Annotated in this window: 17 protein-coding genes, 2 tRNA genes and 1 pseudogene; 4 read left to right on the forward strand and 16 right to left on the reverse strand. The window is 69.5% G+C overall.

Annotation, left to right across the window (positions count from 1 at the left end; all coding sequences use genetic code 11):
- Nucleotides 1-242: 242 nt before the first annotated feature.
- From ndk to ACIBAD_RS09515, 3 genes are all read right to left on the reverse strand, one after another.
- The gene (gene ndk / locus ACIBAD_RS09505; RefSeq protein WP_030159364.1) at nt 243-653 is read right to left on the reverse strand and encodes a nucleoside-diphosphate kinase; all 411 of its coding nucleotides are present in this window, start codon (nt 651-653) and stop codon (nt 243-245) included.
- 205 nt (nt 654-858) lie between these two features.
- Nucleotides 859-1,203: a DUF4233 domain-containing protein gene (locus ACIBAD_RS09510; protein ID WP_134075478.1), complete on the reverse strand. Its 345-nt coding sequence runs from the start codon at nt 1,201-1,203 to the stop codon at nt 859-861.
- 3 nt (nt 1,204-1,206) lie between these two features.
- Nucleotides 1,207-2,736 carry a bifunctional folylpolyglutamate synthase/dihydrofolate synthase gene (locus ACIBAD_RS09515; RefSeq protein WP_398905565.1) on the reverse strand — a complete coding sequence of 510 codons (1,530 nt, stop codon included), beginning with the start codon at nt 2,734-2,736 and terminating at the stop codon, nt 1,207-1,209.
- A 117-nt stretch (nt 2,737-2,853) separates the two neighbouring features.
- Between ACIBAD_RS09515 and ACIBAD_RS09520 the strand changes: the two genes are divergently transcribed.
- Nucleotides 2,854-3,903, forward strand: coding sequence for a rod shape-determining protein (locus ACIBAD_RS09520; RefSeq protein ID WP_398905567.1), 1,050 nt, complete (start codon nt 2,854-2,856; stop codon nt 3,901-3,903).
- A gap of 14 nt (nt 3,904-3,917) precedes the next feature.
- Here the strand turns inward: ACIBAD_RS09520 and ACIBAD_RS09525 are convergent, their stop codons facing one another.
- The 6 genes from ACIBAD_RS09525 to ACIBAD_RS09550 form a co-directional block, all read right to left on the reverse strand.
- The gene (locus ACIBAD_RS09525) at nt 3,918-5,066 is read right to left on the reverse strand and encodes a sensor histidine kinase (RefSeq protein WP_398905569.1); all 1,149 of its coding nucleotides are present in this window, start codon (nt 5,064-5,066) and stop codon (nt 3,918-3,920) included.
- A 96-nt stretch (nt 5,067-5,162) separates the two neighbouring features.
- Nucleotides 5,163-6,500: a glycoside hydrolase family 113 gene (locus tag ACIBAD_RS09530; protein WP_398905572.1), complete on the reverse strand. Its 1,338-nt coding sequence runs from the start codon at nt 6,498-6,500 to the stop codon at nt 5,163-5,165.
- A 17-nt stretch (nt 6,501-6,517) separates the two neighbouring features.
- Nucleotides 6,518-7,966, reverse strand: a complete 1,449-nt coding sequence (locus ACIBAD_RS09535) for a glycosyltransferase family 2 protein (protein ID WP_134075482.1) — start codon at nt 7,964-7,966, stop codon at nt 6,518-6,520.
- Nucleotides 7,967-7,990: 24 nt separating this feature from the next.
- Entirely contained in the window at nt 7,991-8,788 is a 798-nt protein-coding gene (locus tag ACIBAD_RS09540; RefSeq protein WP_398905575.1) for a hypothetical protein, read from the reverse strand.
- 8 nt (nt 8,789-8,796) lie between these two features.
- Nucleotides 8,797-10,086 carry a glycosyl hydrolase gene (locus ACIBAD_RS09545; protein ID WP_398905577.1) on the reverse strand — a complete coding sequence of 430 codons (1,290 nt, stop codon included), beginning with the start codon at nt 10,084-10,086 and terminating at the stop codon, nt 8,797-8,799.
- 276 nt (nt 10,087-10,362) lie between these two features.
- Nucleotides 10,363-12,984, reverse strand: a complete 2,622-nt coding sequence (locus tag ACIBAD_RS09550) for a valine--tRNA ligase (protein WP_398905580.1) — start codon at nt 12,982-12,984, stop codon at nt 10,363-10,365.
- Between the two features lie 129 nt (nt 12,985-13,113).
- Between ACIBAD_RS09550 and ACIBAD_RS09555 the strand changes: the two genes are divergently transcribed.
- Nucleotides 13,114-14,025, forward strand: a complete 912-nt coding sequence (locus ACIBAD_RS09555; RefSeq protein WP_398905582.1) for a hypothetical protein — start codon at nt 13,114-13,116, stop codon at nt 14,023-14,025.
- Nucleotides 14,026-14,100: 75 nt separating this feature from the next.
- Here ACIBAD_RS09555 and clpX read toward each other — a convergent pair whose 3' ends face one another.
- The 5 genes from clpX to ACIBAD_RS09580 all read right to left on the reverse strand — a co-directional run bounded on the left by clpX (nt 14,101) and on the right by ACIBAD_RS09580 (nt 18,829).
- A complete protein-coding gene (gene clpX, locus ACIBAD_RS09560) occupies nt 14,101-15,387 on the reverse strand; it encodes an ATP-dependent Clp protease ATP-binding subunit ClpX (RefSeq protein ID WP_134075487.1) in 1,287 nt (428 codons plus the stop codon).
- A 153-nt stretch (nt 15,388-15,540) separates the two neighbouring features.
- Nucleotides 15,541-16,212 (reverse strand): ATP-dependent Clp protease proteolytic subunit, encoded by a 672-nt coding sequence (locus ACIBAD_RS09565; protein WP_053689005.1) that lies wholly within the window; start codon nt 16,210-16,212, stop codon nt 15,541-15,543.
- An 86-nt stretch (nt 16,213-16,298) separates the two neighbouring features.
- Nucleotides 16,299-16,916, reverse strand: a complete 618-nt coding sequence (locus tag ACIBAD_RS09570) for an ATP-dependent Clp protease proteolytic subunit (RefSeq protein ID WP_030862323.1) — start codon at nt 16,914-16,916, stop codon at nt 16,299-16,301.
- 285 nt (nt 16,917-17,201) lie between these two features.
- Entirely contained in the window at nt 17,202-18,590 is a 1,389-nt protein-coding gene (gene tig / locus ACIBAD_RS09575) for a trigger factor (protein WP_134075488.1), read from the reverse strand.
- A gap of 162 nt (nt 18,591-18,752) precedes the next feature.
- Nucleotides 18,753-18,829 (reverse strand) — tRNA-Pro (locus ACIBAD_RS09580).
- Nucleotides 18,830-18,997: 168 nt separating this feature from the next.
- On the opposite strand from ACIBAD_RS09580, the gene ACIBAD_RS09585 reads away from it, so the two are divergent.
- Nucleotides 18,998-19,068, forward strand: a tRNA-Gly gene (locus tag ACIBAD_RS09585).
- A 47-nt stretch (nt 19,069-19,115) separates the two neighbouring features.
- Here the strand turns inward: ACIBAD_RS09585 and ACIBAD_RS09590 are convergent.
- Nucleotides 19,116-19,493 (reverse strand): hypothetical protein, encoded by a 378-nt coding sequence (locus tag ACIBAD_RS09590; RefSeq protein ID WP_398905586.1) that lies wholly within the window; start codon nt 19,491-19,493, stop codon nt 19,116-19,118.
- A gap of 49 nt (nt 19,494-19,542) precedes the next feature.
- Nucleotides 19,543-19,869: a hypothetical protein gene (locus tag ACIBAD_RS09595; protein ID WP_398905957.1), complete on the reverse strand. Its 327-nt coding sequence runs from the start codon at nt 19,867-19,869 to the stop codon at nt 19,543-19,545.
- Between ACIBAD_RS09595 and ACIBAD_RS09600 the strand changes: the two are divergent.
- Nucleotides 19,813-20,172 (forward strand): annotated as a pseudogene (locus ACIBAD_RS09600) (UTRA domain-containing protein); the annotation flags it as partial. The gene ACIBAD_RS09595 and the pseudogene ACIBAD_RS09600 overlap by 57 nt on opposite strands.

Genomic DNA, 20,172 nt, shown 5'->3' on the forward strand with positions numbered 1-20,172 from the left:
TGCTGTCAGGTCGGCGAGGTGGGTGTGTGGGTGGAGGCCCCATCGTAGTGCCGCAAGTATGAACACCGCGCGACGGGACTCCGGCAATCCCGCCGGAACGGAAACCCGCCCCCTAGTGGTGACGACGTGTCCTGCACATGCGTTCCCGCTCGCGACCGGTAATACCGAGGGGCGACCGAAATTACTTCGGTCGCCCCAGGTCATGAGCGCTATTCGGCTGATGTTACGTCAGGAAGGACTCATCACAGGGAGGGGAAGAACAGCTTCAGCTCGCGCTCGGCGGACTCCTCGGAGTCCGAGGCGTGGATCAGGTTCTCCCGGGTGATGGTGCCGAAATCCCCCCGGATGGAGCCGGGCGCCGCGGCGATCGGGTCAGTGGGTCCGGCCAACTGGCGGACACCCTCGATCACGCGTTCCCCTTCCACCACGAGGACCACGACCGGGCCGCTCGCCATGAAGCCCATGAGGGGCTCGTAGAAGGGCTTGCCCTTGTGCTCGCCGTAGTGCGCCTCCAGGGTCTCCTGGTCCAGCGTGCGCAGCTCCAGCGCGGGAACGGTCCAGCCGGCCTTCCGCTCGATGCGGCCGATGATCTCGCCGATCAGGCCTCGACGGACGGCGTCGGGCTTGAGGATGACGAGCGTGCGCTGGGTCATGTTGCGGCTCCTTGCGGCATACGGGTGCGGTCCGACGAGGCTACAGGGAGTCAGCGGGGCCCTTGCGCGGAGCCCCGTGCCCCCGGCGGCAGGGGCCGGGGGTCGGGGTCGGGGGTCGGGATCCGCGTGCGCCGGGACGGCCTCGGGGCTCGGGCCGGGGAGAGCAGGGCAGGGCAGGGCAGGGCAGGACTTCGGGGATGCCCCCTCAGGCCTGGGCCTCGCTCTGGGCCGCCCAGCGGGCCTTGATCGCGTCGATCTTGGCGCCGTAGTGCACCGAGCACCACCACAGAGCCGCGAACACCGCGCCGAGGAAGAACATCATCGGGACGACGAACCCGCTCAGGATCAGCCCGATCTGCAGCGCCCAGCCGATCTGGACCGCGCCCGGACGCGAGAGCATCCCGCACAGCAGAACCGACAGCAGCATGGCGATCCCGCAGACCGTCCACACCGTGGCCTGGGTCAGATCCGGGTTCTTCATGGCCACCAGCCCCGCGAAACCGATCACGAAGAACTCGCCGATCAGCGTCGAAGCACACAGCGTGCGCATCCCTCAGCCCCTCTTCAGCAGCAGGCGGGCCTCGCCCACCGTGATCACGGAACCGGTCACCAGGACCCCGGCCCCTCCGTACTCGGCCTCTTCCTCCGCGAGGGTGATCGCCGCTTCCAGGGCGTCGTCCAGCCGCGGCTCCACCTGCACCCGGTCCGGCCCGAAGACCTCGACCGCCACGGCCGCCAGCGCGTCCGCGGACATCGCCCGGTGGCTGGAGTTCTCCGTCACGACGATCTCCGCGAAGATCGGCTCGAAGGCCTCCAGGACCCCCTTGACGTCCTTGCCCTCGCTCGCGGCCACGACCCCGACCAGCCGGCTGAAGCCGAAGGCCTCGGTCACCGCCTCCGCGGTGACGCGTGCGCCCGCCGGGTTGTGCGCCGCGTCCAGGACCACCGTCGGGCTGCGCCGTACGACCTCCATCCGGCCCGGCGAGGTCACCGAGGCGAAGGCCCTGCGCACGGTCTCCAGGTCCAGCTCCCGCGACTGCTGCGCGCCGACCCCGAAGAAGGCCTCGACCGCCGCCAGCGCCACCGCCGCGTTGTGCGCCATGTGGGCCCCGTACAGCGGCAGGAAGATGCCGTCGTACTCGCCGCCCACGCCGCGCAGCGTCAGCATCTGCCCGCCGACCGCCACCTCGCGCGAGACGACGCCGAACTCCATGCCCTCGCGGGCCACGGTCGCGTCGACCTCGACGGCCTTCTTCAGCAGCACCTGCGCCGCGTCCACCGGCTGCTGCGCCAGGATCACGGTGGCGTCCTGCTTGATGACGCCGCCCTTCTCCTGGGCGATCTCCGCGGGCGTGGAGCCGAGCCGGTCCGTGTGGTCCAGGCTGATCGGGGTGATCACCGCGACCGCGCCGTCGATCACGTTGGTCGCGTCCCAGGTGCCGCCCATGCCGACCTCGACGACGGCCGCGTCCACCGGGGCGTCCGCGAAGGCCGCGTAGGCCATTGCGGTGAGCACCTCGAAGAAGGACAGCCGGTACTCCTCGGAGGAGTCGACCATCTCCACGTACGGCTTGATGTCGTAGTACGTCTCGACGAAGCGCTCGGCGCTGATCGGGGCCCCGTCGAGGCTGATCCGCTCGGTGACCGACTGCACGTGCGGGCTGGTGTAGCGGCCTGTGCGCAGCTCGAAGGCGTTGAGCAGGGCCTCGATCATGCGGGCGGTGCTCGTCTTGCCGTTGGTGCCGGTCACGTGGATGGAGGGGTACGCGTGCTGCGGTTCGCCCAGGACGTCCATCAGCGCGGCGATCCGCGTGACGGAGGGCTCCAGCTTGGTCTCGCCCCAACGGGTGGAGAGTTCCTGCTCCACCTCCTGGAGCGCCCGCGCCACCTCAGGGTCGAGGGGCTGCGACAGTACCGGGTCGCCCTGGGGCGGTCCGGCCTGGGCGCGCAGGGTGCGGCTGCCGGCCTCGATCACCGCCAGGTCGGGGTCGCGGTCGGACTCTTCGGCCACGATCCGTTCGAAGAGATCGGAGGTCTCGTCGCGGTCGTCGGGTCCGTTGCTCTCGGGCTGCTGCTCACTCACGGGCCCAGTCTACGGACGGGGGGCCCGGGGACTTTCGACCCGGCCGTTTCAGGACGTTCGGCGGCCAATGCGACCGGATCGTTATGCAAGCCTTGCGGGCAGGAGATAGGGGAACAAATGCCGCAGGCCAGCACCAACAAGTCCGCTTCCAGCCGCGACATAGGGATCGACTTGGGGACCGCGAACACCCTGGTCTACGCCCGGGGCCACGGAATCGTCCTCAATGAGCCGTCCGTGGTCGCCGTGAAGGCGGGCACCACCACCGCCCTGGCCGTGGGGACCGAGGCCAAGGAGACCATCGGCCGCACCCCCGGCTCCATCACCGCGATCCGCCCCCTGAAGGACGGGGTGATCTGCGACTACGAGGCCGCCGAGGAGATGCTCCGGCACTTCGTCCGCAAGGCCGTGCCGGGGCGGCGGCCGCGCACCCGGATGGTGATCTGCGTGCCTTCCGGGGTGACCCCCGTCGAGCGGCGGGCCATCGTCCACGCCTCGACGCGGGCGGGGGCCAAGGCCGTCCACCTGATCGAGGAGCCGATGGCGGCGGCGATCGGCGCGGGGCTGCCGGTGGCCGAGCCGCGCGGTTCGATGGTGGTGGACATCGGCGGCGGCACCACCGAGGTCGCCGTCATCTCGCTCGGCGGGATCGTCACGTCCCGGTCCCTGCGGGTCGGCGGGGACCGGCTGGACGGCGCGATCATGGACTACGTGCGCAAGGAGCACGGGCTGCTCATCGGGGAGCGCACCGCCGAGGACGTCAAGGTCGGCGCCGGATCGGCCTGGCCGGTGCCGGACCGGCCGGAGCTGGAGACGCGGACCTTCACGGTGCGCGGCCGGGAGCGGGTCGGCGGCATGCCGAAGACGCTCTCGCTGGGCGCCTCGGACGTACGGGCCGCCCTCGACGAGCCGATCGAGGCGATCATCGCCGCGGTGCGCACCACCTTGGAGGAGTGCCCGCCCGAGCTGTCGGGCGATGTGATGGAGCACGGCATCGTGCTGACCGGCGGCGGGGCGCTGCTGCCGGGGCTGGACCTGCGGATGGCCTCCGCGACGGGGATCCCGGTCTTCGTCGCCGACGCCCCGCTGGACTGCGTGGCGCTGGGCTCGGGCAGGTGCGTGGAGGACCTGGACACGCTGAACGGCCTGCTGGTCCCGGCGAAGGCCTGAGGCCAAGACACCCCCTAGCCGCGGGGGAGGACCGCCACCACCGTGTAGGAGTCCTCCGTGCGCGTCGCCGTCAGGGACCCGCCCAGGCTGCGCACGCGCTCGGACATGCTGGCCGTGCCCGAGCCCGCCGAGACGGGGGCCCGCACCGGCGTCCGGACGGGCAGGCCGTTGCGCACCTCGATCCGCAGCTGCGCACCGTCCGCCGCGATGGACACCTCGATGGTCTCGCCGCAGGCGTGCTTGGCCGCATTGGTCAGGCATTCCTGCACCACCCGGTAGACCGCGGCCTGGCGCAGCGGGGACAGCCCGTGCACGTGCGGATCCAGGTTCAGCCGTACGGGCGAACCCGCCCGTCCGCTCTCCTCCGCGAGGGCCGGCAGCCCGTCGACCCCCGGGGTCGGGGCCCGCTCCCCGCGCTGCACGATGATCTCGTTGAGCACCAGGTGGGCGCGGCGCGCGGTGTCGGCGAGCTCCTCGAAGTCCTTCGCGTACGCCGTCTCGCGCGCCCGCGTCGACAGCACCTCGGAGCGCACCGTCAGCAGGGTCAGCTCGCGGCCGACGAAGTCGTGGACGTCGCGGGCGACCGAGGTGCGCTCCTGCTGGACGGCCTGGAGTACGGCCGACTCGGCGCGCCCCGCGGCCAGCTCGCGCACCAGGTCGTGCCGGTAGGCGGCGATGCCGACGGCCGAGGCGAGCACCCCGATCGGCACGACGAGCCCGAGGAAGGCGCTGAGCGTCTGGGCCCGCGGTTCGGGCCAGCCCGGCACACTGAAGACGATCAGCGCGAAGGCGATGTACCCGAGGGTGGCCAGGACTGCGGGCCGCCGCCCCCGGTGGCGGCCGACCGAGTAGAGCGCGAACTGGATCAGCGTCAGCTCGTGCAGCCAGCCGATGAAGAGCAGGGCGGTGAGGTACGCGACCCAGGGCGCCCGGCGCCGCACCACCAGGGTGGAGCACCCGGCGGCCAGGACGACGGCGGCCATCGGCCCGCTGAGCGAGTTGTCCGCGGCGGCCAGGCCGGGCAGGTCCAGCGCCATCAGCGCCAGGCAGCTGAGTGCGGTGAGCACGTCAAGCGCGCGGGGTGACCCGGCCCAGCTCGCGGCGAGCCGGCGACCGGCGGCCGCGGCCCGGTGGAGCGCCGAGGCGACGGGCGGGACGTACATGCCTCCCATCATCCGTGCTCGGCATGCGCTATCGGATCAGCTGACCCGACCGAAGACGTGATGTGCGACACTCCGGACAACTCGGGACACAGCGGGTCAGGGCATGGAAGCGGCGCCCGGCCCCGCGTAGTCGGATCCGAAGCAGGCCCGGATCTCCCGCTCCGAGTCCGGGCGTCCCGCGAAGTTCAGCCGGGAATCGTGTTCCTTGGGAGCCGCCTTGGGGTCGGCGTCGAAGGTGACCGACCACCAGTAGACGCCCGTCATCTTCCGCTCCCGGACGACCTGGCAGACCGCCTTGTACCAGTTCGCCTGCACCGTGGGGTTGAGCCTGCGCCGCGCATAGAAGTCGCCGGGCGCGTGATACGCCCCGTCCATGGCGCTGATGCCCGCCTCGGCGAGCACGATCCGCGGCAGCGGCCCCTTGCTCTTCTTGTCCAGCCAGGTGTTCCAGCCGTCGACGAGCTGGTCGACCGGTGCGTCGTCGGGAACCTTCACGGGGAAGTACGCGTCGACGCCGAGCCGCTCGACGGGCACGTCGATGCGGCCGCCCACGTAGTTGTCCCAGTTGGCGTCGTAGGACACCTCGCCCTTGAACCGCTTCTCGGCCGCCGCGATCAGGGCCTTCCAGCCCGGATGGCCCTCCATCGAGTTCAGCTCCGTGCCGATCACGAACGTCGCCGCCTGCTGCCGCTGGGCCACATCGAGGTACGGGACGAGCAGGGCCTCGTACGCATCGAACCAGGCCTCCTTGTCGGTCGGCTTGATGTTGCCGCGCCAGCCCTCCGGCGGAACGAGCACCGCCTCGTCCAGCGTCGGGCGGACGGTGGTGCGCAGTCCGGCCTCGTGGAAGACGCGCAGCACCGTTTCGATGTGCTCGGGCGTGGGGGTGCCGGGGCCGGCCGCCAGCTTCGTCGACGTGCGGCCCTCCGTGTAGAAGGGGAAGGAGACGGAGACGGCGTTCGCCTTCAGCCCGACGAGGTAGGCGGCCTGCTTGTGCGCCTGCTTCTCGATGTACGCGTCGTCGTGGTCCTTCTTGTCCTCCCAGAAGATCTGGACGCCCCACTCGGGCATGCCGGCCTTCCAGGGCTTGTCCACCTTCGGCGCGGGCCCGGCGGGCAGGGCCTGCTCGGTCTCCTCAGCCGCTGCCCCGCCGGCGGCGGGGGCGGTGGCGGAGCCGTGGGCCGCGGTACGGGTGGGGTCGGAGGCGGAGTCGCGCAGGACCAGGGCCGGCTCCAGGGAGCCCGGCCGCCAGCGCAGCGGATGGTCCCCGACCACGAACGGCAGGCCTATGACCAGGGAGGTCACGGTCACCGGCAGGATGGCGAGCAGAGGGACCTTGGAACGCCGGGCCGCCTTCCCCTTCTTGCTCCCGCTCCCGCTCTCCCTGTTGCTCTCGTTCTCGTTTTCGTTCTCGTTGTTCATCTCGTCGTTCACGAGGGACTCTCGGCTTCTCACGCGGGCTTGGCGATGACGACGAACTTGTTCTCTTCGCGCTTGATGAACTTGATCAGCCCGCGCAGGCCGCCGAGTCCTTCCATCACGGAGAAGACGGGGATGAGGCCCAGCACGACGATCGGCTCCCACCAGCGGCGCCGACCGTTCGCGGAGACCAGTGCGTTGAGCCGCAGCCCCTCCCAGTACGTCCAGATGACGTACGCGAAATTCAGCGCCCACATGATCACGACGGTCTGGGCCACGGGGGAGGTGTTGAAGTCTCCGATGAGCCAGGCCACGAAGAGCACCGTCGCGACGTGCTGGAGCGGACCGAAGACCCAGGTGGCCACGCAGAGCAGCAGGAACCAGCGGTAGCGGAAGGGCACCGTGCGGTTGAAGCACAGCGCGACGAGCCCCCAGGCCCAGCGCTCGCGCTGCTTGATGAAGTCCCTGGTGGTGGCCGGGGAAGCGCCGTAGCAGCGGCCGTTGAACCAGTCGCTGCGGCCGGGGTACGTACGGCAGAACGTCAGCGCCAGCTGCGCGTCCTCGACGATGGCCTTCGGGCCGAAGTCCCAGCCGATCGTCGCCTCGATGGAGGCGCGGAGCAGCAACAGCTCCCCGTGCACGCCGGCGACCGGGGTCCCGAGACCGGTGAGGGCGCGGAACCGGGCTATGTCGTCGGCGGGGCGGACCGCGTCGGCCAGCCAGGTGAAACGGTTCACGGCGTTCTCGCGCGGGTAGGCGAGGATGCCCTGCGCCATGTGCTTGCCCTCGTCCCCGGCCCGCCGCTGGCGGTTGACGAACTGGGCCATGGAAGCGGCGGTGTCGGGGCCGACCCCGGTGTCGTCGTCCATGTGCAGGACCCAGATGTCGTCGAGGGCCTCGCCCTCGTCGATCCGCAGTTCGTGCGCGTAGTGGTTGGCGCGGGCCTTGAACCGGGTCCCGTTCGCCGTCTCGTACGCCTTCGGCACCGTGACCACGCGGATCAGCGGATGCATCGCGGCCAGTTCGTCGATCTGCTCGGTCGCCTCGCAGCCCTCCTCGGTGAGGACGTCGACCCGCATCAGCGGGAAGTACGGGGGCAGGTGCTCCACGTAGCTCAGGACCGAGCGCTCCAGCGCCGGGTACGTGTCGTGGCGGCCGATGGTCGGCACGAGCACGATGAGGAAGTCCTCCTCCACCGGCGTCGGCGGGACCATCTCGTGCGACTTCCGCAGCCTGCGGCGGATCAGCAGAGCGCCCTGGAGACCGACCATCACGCCGACGCCGGGCAGTGACCAGACGACCGACAGGGTCCAGCCCAGCGGGGTCGGATTCGGCTTGTACGCCCACAGGCCGAATCCGGCGAGGAGCAGGAAGGGCAGCAGGAAGGGCAGCACGCCGGGCTTCCACTCGGCATGGCGCTGCACCAGTTTCGCATCGCGCCGGGTGGCGGGCGCGACCTCTTGTACGGAGGCGGAGGTCATGGAAGAGGTCCTTCGGGGTTCCTACTACTGCTGTTGCTGCGGCGGCGGCGACTGCCGGGGCTGCTGGGGGTGCTGAGGCTGCGGCTGGGGCTGCGGCTGTTGCTGCTGCTGGGGCCAGGCGGGCTGATGGCCGTACGGCCCGGGCCCGTAACCGGGCTGGGGCTGCTGCGACTGCTGGGGCGGGTAGGGCTGGGGCTGGGGCTGCGGCTGCGGCTGCCCGTAACCCGTCTGCGGCAACTGAGGGCCGGGCTGCGCCTGGTAGACCGGCGCACTCCCGAACCCGTTGGCCGGCTGCGGCGATTGCTGCTGCGGCAGCTGCTGTGCCTGCCGGGCCTCGTTGGCCTGCCGGGTCCAGGGGTTCGCCGGCGGCTGCCACGCCTCGTACACCGCGAAGTCCCGCAGCAGCAGGACGATGAGGGTGCAGGTCACCAGGGCCCCGACGGCGAAGGTCGCCAGCTTCAGGCCGCCCTGGACGGTCGTGGTGAAGTACTCGGCCTGCTTGTCGTCGAAGAGCGCACCCGACAGGCTGCGCACCCGGTTGTAGCCCTCGATGGCGGCGCCGCCGATGATGATGCCCCGCCCGAGGGTGTTCCCGCGCAGGACCAGCAACCCGCCCGCCACATAGACGACACCCCAGTTGAGGTTGAACGTCTCTGCGGTTCCGGATCCGTCACCGGTGCCGTAGTACACGATGCCCTGGAGGAAGTCGGCGACGCCGACCTGCCAGAAACAGTTGTACACGGCCCAGAGGAGCAGGATGCCTGCCCAGCCCATGGCCACGAAGGCGGCCACACGGTGGGGGCGTGGCGTTGACGCGCTCAACTTCACTCCTATTCGAATGTTCCGTCGTGCAGGGCGGGCCACTGCACGCCCACGGGGCCGGATTCACGGCCACCGGTGATCGTCTTGGGGTCGTCGTACGTCTGTCGCACATCGGCGTCCGAGTTCTTCGCCGTGAGTCCGTCGCCCCACACGGTCCACAGGACCCACGGGGCCTGGTCGAGCGTCGTGCGCTGCGCCGAACCCAGCGGTACGTGGAAGGACTCCGCGAGGATCCGCGGCTTGCCGTAGTCCGCGAGGCCGCGGTGCCAGGTCGTGGTCCAGCCGCCGGGGTCGAAGGGCCGGTCCGGCGTTCCGCTGTAGTCGTCGACCCCGACCACGTCCACGTACTCGCCGCCCGGGTAGAAGTCCCAGGGCTCGCTGCCGTGGACGCCGTCCCAGGCGGTGGGGGCCCACACGAAGATCAGGTTGTGCAGTCCGCGAGAACCCACCAGGTAGTGGTGGAGCAACTCCCACAGCGCCGTGTACTGCTGGGGCTTGAGCCCCGCCCACCAGAAGCTCTGCTCCCCTCCGAGCGAGTTCATCTCGTGGTACGGGCGCAGCAGTACGGGGACGTCGTACGCGGCCAGGTAGCCGAGGTGGTCCGCGAGGAAGGAGAGGTCGAGCAGGAGCGCCGCGTGTTCCGGGGTCCCGGGGGTGAGCACCCGGTCGATCCAGCCGGGGTCCTTCGCGGAGGGCGCGTTGCGGCGCAGCGTCTGGTCGTAGCTCTTGACGGGGCTGCCCGGCCACGGCTGGTGGAACGACATGCCGACCAGGCCCGCGGGCGCTCCCCCGTTCTCCGGCAGCACGGTCTTGGTGCCGTTCCAGAGGCGTTCCGTGCCGGTCGGGTTGTACGAGCCGTCGTCCTCGCGGGGCAGTCCGTGCCAGACGCCGAGGGCGAGGTCCACCACGTCGTTCGTGTAGGTCCAGAACTCGCGGCGGGCGGGCCAGGCGGCGCGCGAGTAGTCCCGTGCCTCCCCCACGCCCCAGCCCTGCTGCTGGTAGCCGGGGCCCAGGTCGAGTTCGAGGAAGGCCGGCAGCTTGCCGGTGATGTCCCGGGGTTTGCGGTAGTAGTAGCCGGGCGGTTTGGGGCCGGTGTGGTCGCCGTACTCGGGGTTGTACCGCTCGTTGTGGACCTCGGCGTGCTGGCCCATGAGGGTGCCTCGGCGGCGGCCCGCCCGGGCGTCCGTCTCCAGGGCGACCAGGAGCCGGTACACGGCCTGGGCCGTCTTGGAGGCCTTGGGATCCCGGCCCAGCAGATCCTTCTGGAGGCCGGTGGCCGGCGCGCGCGAGGTGTTCAAGGCGGCAACTCCGGCGAGGGCACCGCCGGTCGCGACCGTGGCAGCCGCGCCGAGGAGGAGGTTGCGGCGGTTCAGCTCGCGGCTTAACCCGCGAGTCCGCAGGTCACGACCCCACACTCCGAGACCCCCCTCGGTCGACAGCCGGCAGGCTTTCGGCCCCTGTGGGTTGCGCGGAACCTCTGGGGCCGGATTCACCCTACGCGTCGGCCCCCGGGCGATGTGCCCGGGGGCCGATGGTTCACAGTTTGTTACACGTCACGTGGTGCGCGATACGCGCTACGCGGCGGGCAGCGTGTCCAGTTGGGCCTGGATCCGGGCGATGTCCGCCTCGGCCTTGGCCAGTCGACCCTTGATCTTGTCCACGACGTTGTCGGGGGCCTTGGCCAGGAAGGCCTCGTTCCCGAGCTTCGCCTCGGCCTGCTGCTTCTCCTTCTCCGCGGACGCGAGGTCCTTGGAGAGGCGCTTGCGCTCGGCGGCCACGTCGATCGTGCCCGACAGGTCGAGCGCGACCGTGGCACCGGCGACCGGCAGGGTGGCGGTGGCGGTGAAGCCCTCGCCCTCCGGCTGGAGGCGGAGCAACTGGCGCATGGCCGCCTCGTGCGCGGCGAGCGCCGTACCGGTCAGGTCCAGGCGGGCCGGGACCTTCTGGCCGTCCTGGAGGCCCTGCTCCTTGCGGAACCGGCGGACCTCGGTGACGACGGCCTGGACGCTCTCGATCTCGGCCTCGGCGGCCTCGTCGCGGAAGCCGCTGTCCTTGGGCCACTCGGCGATGACCAGCGACTCGCGCCCGGTCAGCGTGGTCCACAGCGTCTCGGTGACGAACGGGACCACCGGGTGCAGCAGCCGCAGCATGACGTCGATGACCTCGCCCAGCACCCGGCCGGAGACCTTGGCCTGCTCGCCGCCCGCGAAGAACGTCGTCTTCGACAGCTCGACGTACCAGTCGAAGACCTCGTCCCACGCGAAGTGGTAGAGCGCCTCGCTGAGCTTGGAGAACTGGAAGTCCTCGTAGTACCCGTCGACCTGGGCGACCGTCTTGTTGAGGCGGGACAGGATCCAGCGGTCGGTCGCGGACAGCTGCTCGACCGGGGGCAGGTCTCCCTCGATCGTGGCGCCGTTCATCAGCGCGAAGCGCGTGGCGTTCCAGATCTTGTTGGCGAACTTGCTGGAGGCCTGGACCCAGTCCTCGCCGATCGGCACGTCGGTGCCCGGGTTGGCGCCCTTGGCGAGGGTGAAGCGGACGGCGTCGGAGCCGTACTTGTCCATCCAGTCCAGCGGGTCGACGACGTTGCCGAAGGACTTCGACATCTTCTTGCCGCGCTCGTCGCGGACCAGGCCGGTCAGCGCGATCGTCTTGAACGGCGCCTCGCCGTCCATGGCGTACAGGCCGAACATCATCATCCGGGCGACCCAGAAGAAAATGATGTCGTGGCCGGTGACCAGGACGTCGGTGGAGTAGAACTTCGCCAGGTCCGGGGTCTTCTCCGGCCAGCCGAGCGTGGAGAACGGCCACAGGCCGGAGGAGAACCAGGTGTCGAGGACGTCGGTGTCCTGGTGCCACCCCTCCCCGCTGGGCGCCTCGTCGTCCGGGCCGACGCAGACGATCTCACCGTCCGGGCCGTACCAGACCGGGATCCGGTGGCCCCACCACAGCTGCCGCGAGATGCACCAGTCGTTGAGGTTGTCGACCCAGTCGAAGTAGCGCTTCTCCATCTCCTTCGGGTGGATCGTGACCCGGTCGTCGCGGACCGCGTCGCCGGCGGCCTTGGCAAGGGTCTCGACCTTGACCCACCACTGCAGCGACAGGCGCGGCTCGACGGTGGTGGAGCAGCGGGAGCAGTGCCCGACGGAGTGCAGGTACGGGCGCTTCTCGGCGACGATCCGGCCCTGCTCGCGCAGCGCGCCGACGACCGCGGAACGGGCCTCGAAGCGGTCCAGGCCGAGGAAGGGGCCGTGGACGGTGATGGTGCCGTGCTCGTCCATGATCGTCATGTGGGGCAGGCCGTGGCGCTGCCCGATGGCGAAGTCGTTCGGGTCGTGCGCCGGGGTCACCTTGACGCAGCCGGTGCCGAACTCCGGGTCGACGTGCGTGTCCGCGACGACCGGGATGGAGCGGTCGGTGAGCGGCAGCTTGATGAGCTTGCCGACGAGGTGCTTGTAGCGCTCGTCGTCCGGGTGGACGGCGATGGCCGTGTCACCGAGCATCGTCTCGGCGCGCGTGGTGGCGACGACGAGGGTGTCCTCGCCCTCGCCGTACTTGATCGAGACCAGCTCGCCCGCGTCCTCCTGGTACTCCACCTCGATGTCGGAGATGGCCGTGAGGCAGCGGGGGCACCAGTTGATGATGCGCTCGGCGCGGTAGATCAGCTCGTCGTCATAGAGCTTCTTGAAGATCGTCTGGACGGCCTTGGAGAGGCCCTCGTCCATGGTGAACCGCTCACGGGACCAGTCGACGCCGTCGCCGAGGCGGCGCATCTGGCCGAGGATCTTGCCGCCGTACTCTTCCTTCCACTGCCAGACGCGCTCCACGAACTCCTCGCGGCCCAGGTCGTGGCGGGACTTGCCCTCCTCGGCGAGCTGCTGCTCGACCTTGTTCTGGGTGGCGATGCCGGCGTGGTCCATGCCGGGCAGCCACAGCGACTCGTAGCCCTGCATCCGCTTGCGGCGGGTCAGGGCGTCCATGAGCGTGTGCTGGAAGGCGTGCCCCAGGTGCAGGGAGCCGGTGACGTTCGGCGGCGGGATGACGATGGTGTACGCGGGCTTCTCGCTCGCGGGATCCGCCGTGAAGTACCCACGCTCTACCCAGCGCTCGTAGAGCTTCCCCTCTACCTCGGCCGGAGCGTACGCGGTCGGCAGTTCGGAGTTGGGGCTGCTGGGTGTCTGCGTGTTCTCGGTCACGAGACACAGTTTAGAGCCGTAACAGTCCAGTCATGAAACCGGTAATCAGGGGGCCCGGCGCCGTGCGCGACTCCGCCTTCCGTCAGGATGTCTGAAACGCATAAGGGATTCCTGAAGGGGGACGCGGGCATGAGCTACAACCAGCCGGGACCGTACGGAGGCCAGCAGCCGCAGCAGCCGGGACCGTACGGGGGCCAGCAGCCGGGACCGTACGGCCAGCCCGCGCCGCAGCCCGGCTACGGCTACCCGCAGCAGCCCCCGCCGCCGGGCATCCCCCCGCAGGGCTACCCCCAGCAGCCCCAGCTGGGCTACGGCTACCCGCAGCAGCCGCCGTACGGCATGCAGCCGCAGCAGCCGAAGAAGTCCAAGGCGGGCGTGGTGATCGCCGTGATCGTCGCGGTGGCGGCCATCGCGGGCGCCGGCTGGTACTTCACGAAGGGCGGCGGCGCCTCGGGCGCGGTCTCGTCCGCCACCAAGGGCTACAAGCTGGTCGCCCCGGAGACGGTGGACGACTTCAAGAAGAACCCGAATTACAAGGAGAAGCCCCTCGCCGACAAGGACCGCCAGGAACTGGAGGCCATCGGCATCAAGAACCCCACCAGGGTCGCCATGGACTACAGCTCCGGCGACCCGGCCAACCCGCTGACGACCAAGGGCCTGAGCTTCCAGGGGCTGTACGGCGAACTCGCGGATCCCGAGAAGTCGGTGGACGCCTACTTCGCCACCGCCAAGCTCAACGCCGGCAAGGACAAGTCCGCGACGGTCGAGATGCTCGGCAGCCCGAAGTCGATGTCCCCCTCGGGCTTCAGCGGCGCCGTGATGAAGTGCCAGGAAATGAAGATCTCGTCGACGAGCACCACGGCGTCGAAGGGTCCGAAGGAGCTGACGCTGCCGATCTGCATCTGGGGTGACTACAGCACCCTGAGCATGGTCAGCGCCTCGGACGCCGCCTCCATTCTGGCGGGCAAGCCGGGCTACACCCTGGAGCAGACCGCCGACCTGACGGCGAAGCTCTACAACACCGCCCGCGTCAAGAAGTAGCGGCCGGTCCACCTCGTGCAGAAGGGGTGCCCCCTCGGGGGCACCCCTTCTGCACGAGCGCTGTTCAGGCGGCCGTCAGGCCGACTTCTCCTGCGGGCCCTGGTCCTTCGGGACGATGCGGGGGACCAGCGTCGGGTTCACGTTCGAGCGGACGACGTCCGCGCTGATGACCACGCGGGCCACGTCCTTGCGGGACGGGACCTCGTACATCACCGACATCAGGACCTCTTCCATGATGGCGCGCAGTCCTCGCGCACCCGTCTGGCGGAGGATCGCCTGGTCCGCGATGGCTTCCAGCGCCTCGCGCTCGAAGTCCAGCTCCACCCCGTCGAGTTCGAACAGCCGCTGGTACTGCTTCACCAGCGCGTTCCGCGGCTCCACCAGGATCTGCAGCAGCGCCTCGCGGTCCAGGTTGTGCACCGAGGTGATGACGGGCAGGCGGCCGATGAACTCCGGGATCATCCCGAACTTCACCAGGTCCTCCGGCATGACCTCCTGGAACTGGTCGCTCGCCTCGATCTCGCGCTTCGAGCGGATCGTCGCGCCGAAGCCGATGCCCTTGGCGCCGGCCCGCGACTCGATGATCTTCTCCAGGCCGGCGAACGCACCGCCCACGATGAACAGCACGTTCGTCGTGTCGATCTGGATGAACTCCTGGTGCGGGTGCTTGCGGCCGCCCTGCGGCGGGACCGACGCCGTCGTGCCCTCCAGGATCTTCAGCAGGGCCTGCTGCACGCCCTCGCCACTCACGTCGCGGGTGATCGACGGGTTCTCGCTCTTGCGGGCGACCTTGTCGATCTCGTCGATGTAGATGATCCCGGTCTCGGCCTTCTTGACGTCGTAGTCGGCCGCCTGGATCAGCTTGAGCAGGATGTTCTCGACGTCCTCGCCCACGTACCCGGCCTCCGTCAGCGCCGTCGCGTCGGCGATGGCGAACGGGACGTTGAGCATGCGCGCGAGCGTCTGGGCCAGCAGCGTCTTGCCGGAGCCCGTCGGGCCCAGCAGCAGGATGTTGGACTTCGCGAGCTCGATCGCGTCGTCGCGGCCCTGCGCGCCGCCGTTCTCGCCGGCCTGCACACGCTTGTAGTGGTTGTACACCGCCACCGAGAGGGCCTTCTTCGCCGGCTCCTGGCCGACGACGTAGCTCTCCAGGAACTCGTAGATCTCACGAGGCTTGGGGAGTTCCTCCCACCGGACCTCGGAGGTCTCCGCGAGCTCCTCCTCGATGATCTCGTTGCAGAGGTCGATGCACTCGTCGCAGATGTACACACCGGGTCCTGCGATGAGCTTCTTCACCTGCTTCTGGCTCTTTCCGCAGAACGAGCACTTGAGCAGGTCGCCGCCGTCACCGATGCGTGCCACGAGGTGCTTCCCCTTCGCCTGGGAGACGCCTGGTTCAGCGCTCCTGGTGCCTCATATCCGACGGTACCTTGCCGGGGGCCCCGTACGGGGCCCCCTTGACGTGGTTCACATCGCCGATTGTGACGACGTGCCCACGCCAACTGGTGGCAAGGATCAGTGGGAGTTCTTGCGGGTCGAGACGATCTGGTCGATCAGGCCGTACGCGAGCGCGTCCTCGGCCGTCAGGATCTTGTCGCGCTCGATGTCCTCGCGGATCTTCTCGATCGGCGTGGTCGAGTGCTTGGCCAGCATGGTCTCCAGCTGGTCACGCATGCGCAGGATCTCCTTGGCCGCGATCTCCAGGTCGGAGAGCTGCTCGCGGCCGGTGCCGCCGGAGGGCTGGTGGATCAGCACGCGGGCGTTCGGCAGCGCCATGCGCTTGCCGGGGGTGCCGGCGGCCAGCAGGACGGCGGCGGCGGAGGCCGCCTGGCCCATGCAGACCGTCTGGATGTCCGGCTTCACGAACTGCATCGTGTCGTAGATGGCCGTCAGCGCGGTGAAGGAGCCGCCGGGGCTGTTGATGTAGATCGAGATGTCCCGGTCCGGGTCCATCGACTCCAGGCACAGCAGCTGCGCCATGACGTCGTTGGCGGAGGCGTCGTCGATCTGCACGCCGAGGAAGATCACGCGCTCCTCGAAGAGCTTGGCGTACGGGTCGTACTCGCGCACGCCCTGCGAGGTGCGCTCGACGAAGCGCGGAACGACGTAGCGGTTGTCCACCGGCGCGCCGGTGTAGAGGCCGCTCGCGGGAGAGAGGTTGTTCATGTGCATCTGGGTGTTCACCATCCTGGTGGCGTTCTGCGGGCTGGGGCTTGCCGGGTGCGGGCGGGCGTACGGGGCCTCGTACGAGGCCCCGCGCGCCGGGGCCGGGGTCAGGCCCCGGTGCCGCCGCCGCCCGGGACCAGCGACGCGGCGGAGATGATCTCGTCGATGAGGCCGTACTCCTTGGCCTCCTCCGCGGTGAACCAGCGGTCGCGGTCGCCGTCGCGGATGATCGCCTCCACGGTCTGGCCGGAGTGGTGCGCGGTGATCTCGGCCATGCGCTGCTTCGTGCGCAGCAGGTACTCGGCCTGGATCTTGATGTCCGAGGCGGTGCCGCCGATGCCGGCGGAACCCTGGTGCATCAGGATGTCGGTGTTCGGGAGCGCGAAGCGCTTGCCCTGGGCGCCGCCGGTGAGCAGGAACTGGCCCATGGAGGCCGCCATGCCCATGCCGATGGTGACGACGTCGTTCGGGATGTACTGCATGGTGTCGTAGACCGCCATGCCCGCCGTCACCGAGCCGCCCGGGCTGTTGATGTACAGGTAGATGTCCTTCTCCGGCTCCGCGGCCAGGAGGAGGAGCTGCGCCGTGATCTTGTTCGCGATGTCGTCGTCGACCTGCTGGCCGAGGAAGATGATGCGCTCGCCGAGCAGCCGGTTGTAGACATGGTCGCCGAGGCCGCCACCGATGGACGGCTCACCCGCGGCGTAAGGCTTCAGATTCGTCACGTATCCACCTGCTCGTCTCCGACGGCCACTTGCCGTCTCAGCGTCTCGTTCTGGGGCGCGGACCGGTCGGGGCGGCGGTGGCCGCCGCGTCCGGGTACTCCCGTGCCCTCGTATTCATGGACCCTAACGCGCAGGTCGGACAACGCCATCCCGCTTCCCGAACTGTTCGCTCGGAGCGCAAGGTCCGCGGGGGCTCCGAGACGTGCGGAGAGGCCCGCACACGGCTGTGTGCGGGCCTCTCCCGATGCTGCTCAGCGGGTGCCGCGCAGGGCGGCACCCAGGGTGTTACTTGGCCTCGTCGGCCTGCGCCTCGGCGTCACCGTCGACGGCGGCCTCGACGGTCTCGGCGGCCGTCTCCTCGTCCTCGTCGGACAGGTCCACGACCTCACCGTTGGTGTCGACGACCTTGGCGGCCTCGACGACGACCGCGAGGGCCTTGCCGCGGGCGACCTCGCCGACGAGCATCGGCACCTGGCCACCCTCGACGACGGCCTGGGCGAACTGGTCGGGGGACATGCCGGAGGAGGCGGCACGGCGCATGAGGTGCTCGGTGAGCTCCTCCTGGTCCACGCCGAGCTTCTCCTTGTTGACGAGCGCGTCCAGGACGAACTGGGTCTTGATGCCCTTGATCGCCTGGTCCTTGGTCTCGGCGTCGAACTCCTCGACCGTCTTGCCCTGGAACTCCAGGTACTTCTCGATGGTCAGGCCCATCTGGCCGAGCTGGTGGTGCTCCAGGTTGTGCTTGCGGGTGTTGACCTCGTCCTCGAGCAGCTTCTCGGGGATCGGCACCTCGACGAGCTCCAGCAGCTTCTCCAGGACGCGCTCCTGGGCCTGCGTGGCCTGGTCGTACTGCTTCATGTTCTCGAGGCGCTTGCGGCTGTCCGCCTTGAGCTCCTCGAGGGTGTCGAACTCGCTCGCCATCTGCGCGAACTCGTCGTCCAGCTCCGGGAGCTCCTTGGCGGAGACCTTGGTGACCTTGACGGTGACCTCGGCGTCCTTGCCCTCCGCGGAGCCGCCCTTCAGCTGGGAGGTGAAGGTGGCCTCGCCACCGGCCTCCAGGCCCTTGACGGCCTCGTCGATGCCGTCGAGGAGCTCGCCCGAGCCGATGGTGTACGAGACGTCGGAGGCGACGCCGTCGGGCAGCACCTCGCCGTCGACCTTGGCCTCCAGGTCGATGGTGACGACGTCACCCTCGGCGGCGGCGCGCTCGACGTCGTTCGTGGACGCGAAGCGGCCGCGCAGCTGCTCGACCGACTTGTCGACGTCCTCGTCGGAAACCTCGACCGCGTCGACCTCGACCTCGATGCCGGAGTAGTCCGGGATCTCGATCTCGGGGCGGACGTCCACCTCGGCGGTGAAGGCCAGCAGCTCGCCGTCCTTCAGCTCCGTGATGTCGACCTCGGGCTGGCCCAGCGGGTTCAGGTCGGCCTCGTTGACCGCCTCGGTGTAGAACTTCGGGAGGGCGTCGTTGACGGCCTCCTCCAGCACCGCACCGCGACCGAAGCGCTGGTCGATGACCCGGGCGGGGATCTTGCCCTTGCGGAAGCCCTTCACCGTGACCTGCTGGTTGATCTTCTTGTACGCCGCGTCGAGGCTGTCCTTGAGCTCCTCGAAGGGCACCTCAACAGTGAGCCGAACCCGAGTCGGGTTCAGGGTCTCCACGGCGCTCTTCACGGTTCGGTCTCCTTGTGGCTGACTGCTTGGGGTCTGCGTCCACGCTGCGATTCAGCGGTTCTGCGGATTCGGCCCGGTACATCAGACACACGGGCACGCAGCTTGCATAGTAACCGCAAGCGGCAATCAGCCCACAACGCGATCTTGTGATGGCGGTGGTGGTGGTCGGGGTGGCCGGATTCGAACCGACGACCTTCCGCTCCCAAAGCGGACGCGCTACCAAGCTGCGCCACACCCCGTCGGTGCGACACGTAGGGTACATGGCCGGGGACACTCTGATGCGCGGGGTTTTGAGCGAACGTTTCCGGACGCCGCGCCGCGACCCCTCAATGGGGTGTGCGCTCCCCCGGCCCGACCCGCTAGGATGCTGTCCGTGCCGCGGTCCCCGGACCTGCGGCGCACGCGTTGCGGGCGTAGCTCAATGGTAGAGCCCTAGTCTTCCAAACTAGCTACGCGGGTTCGATTCCCGTCGCCCGCTCTGAACGACGAAGGGCCAGGTCAGAGGACGTTTCCTCCGCCTGGCCCTCAGTCATTCCCGGGGCCTGCGATCAGTCCTGCATGCCGCTTGCCTTTGCGCGTGCCCTTCCGCGCGCCCCACACGAGCTTGCTCAGCGCGTCGGCGATCAACCAGTCCCGATCGGCGCTCGCATGCTGGTAGATCACTGCGGCGCCGGCGGTGCTGTGACCCATCCGGGCCATCAACTCCCGCGTACTCGCGCCGGTTGACGCGGCCAAGGTGTTCCCCGTGTGCCGAAGATCATGGAAATGCAGCCCTTGATCCCTGCTTCCCGGCAGGCCTTCTGCCACAGCCGGAGTAGCCCCTTTGACCCCGGCGAACACCCGCCGGTCGGCGCCGGCCTCTGCATACGTGTCCAGGTGCTGCCGGATTTCCTGGACGATCACCTCGGGAATGGAGACGGCACGCCGGACCCGCACTGCCCGGTGGTCGAGATCAATCGAGGTCCCGGCGTTGCAACCCGATCAGCTCACCCCAGCGCAGCCCGAGGAACCCGGCCATGCGCACGAGCACCCGGTACCGCGGCTGAACGGCCCCGGCCAGGGCGTAGACCTCTTGCACGGTGGCGGTCGACCGCTCCGGGGCGTGGACCGTACTGGCTCCCTTGGTCGGGCACGGGTTCCGCCTGATCATCCGGTCAGACAGCGCCGTCCCGAGAATGGCCCTGAGCAGGGCGTACGCCTTAACCACGGTGGTCGAACCCGGGAACCGTACGAACTCACCGCGGGCACGCTCGTCGTGCTGCCGGAGGGCGGGCCGCATGCGGGGGTCGGCGTCGTGAACCCGATGGCCGCGATCGGGATCGCCGTCAGCCATGCCGTGGAGCAGCCGGGGCCGCGGCAGGCGACTGCCGGGGAAGCATCGCTCCTCGGGATCCAGAAGGCCGCTCTGGTCACGCACATCCGGCGGACGTACTACACCGACGAGGGACGGCCCGTGGAGACGGCTGACATCGTCATCTCCGCCGCACTGTGCGAAATCGTCTACGAAGATCCCGGTCGGTCGCCAGAGCGGTCGGTGGAGGAGGGGGTACCGCCATGGACGCGGAGCGAGAGGCTCACATAG

The sequence above is a fragment of the Streptomyces sp. NPDC051109 genome (assembly GCF_044455885.1).
Classification (GTDB): domain Bacteria; phylum Actinomycetota; class Actinomycetes; order Streptomycetales; family Streptomycetaceae; genus Streptomyces.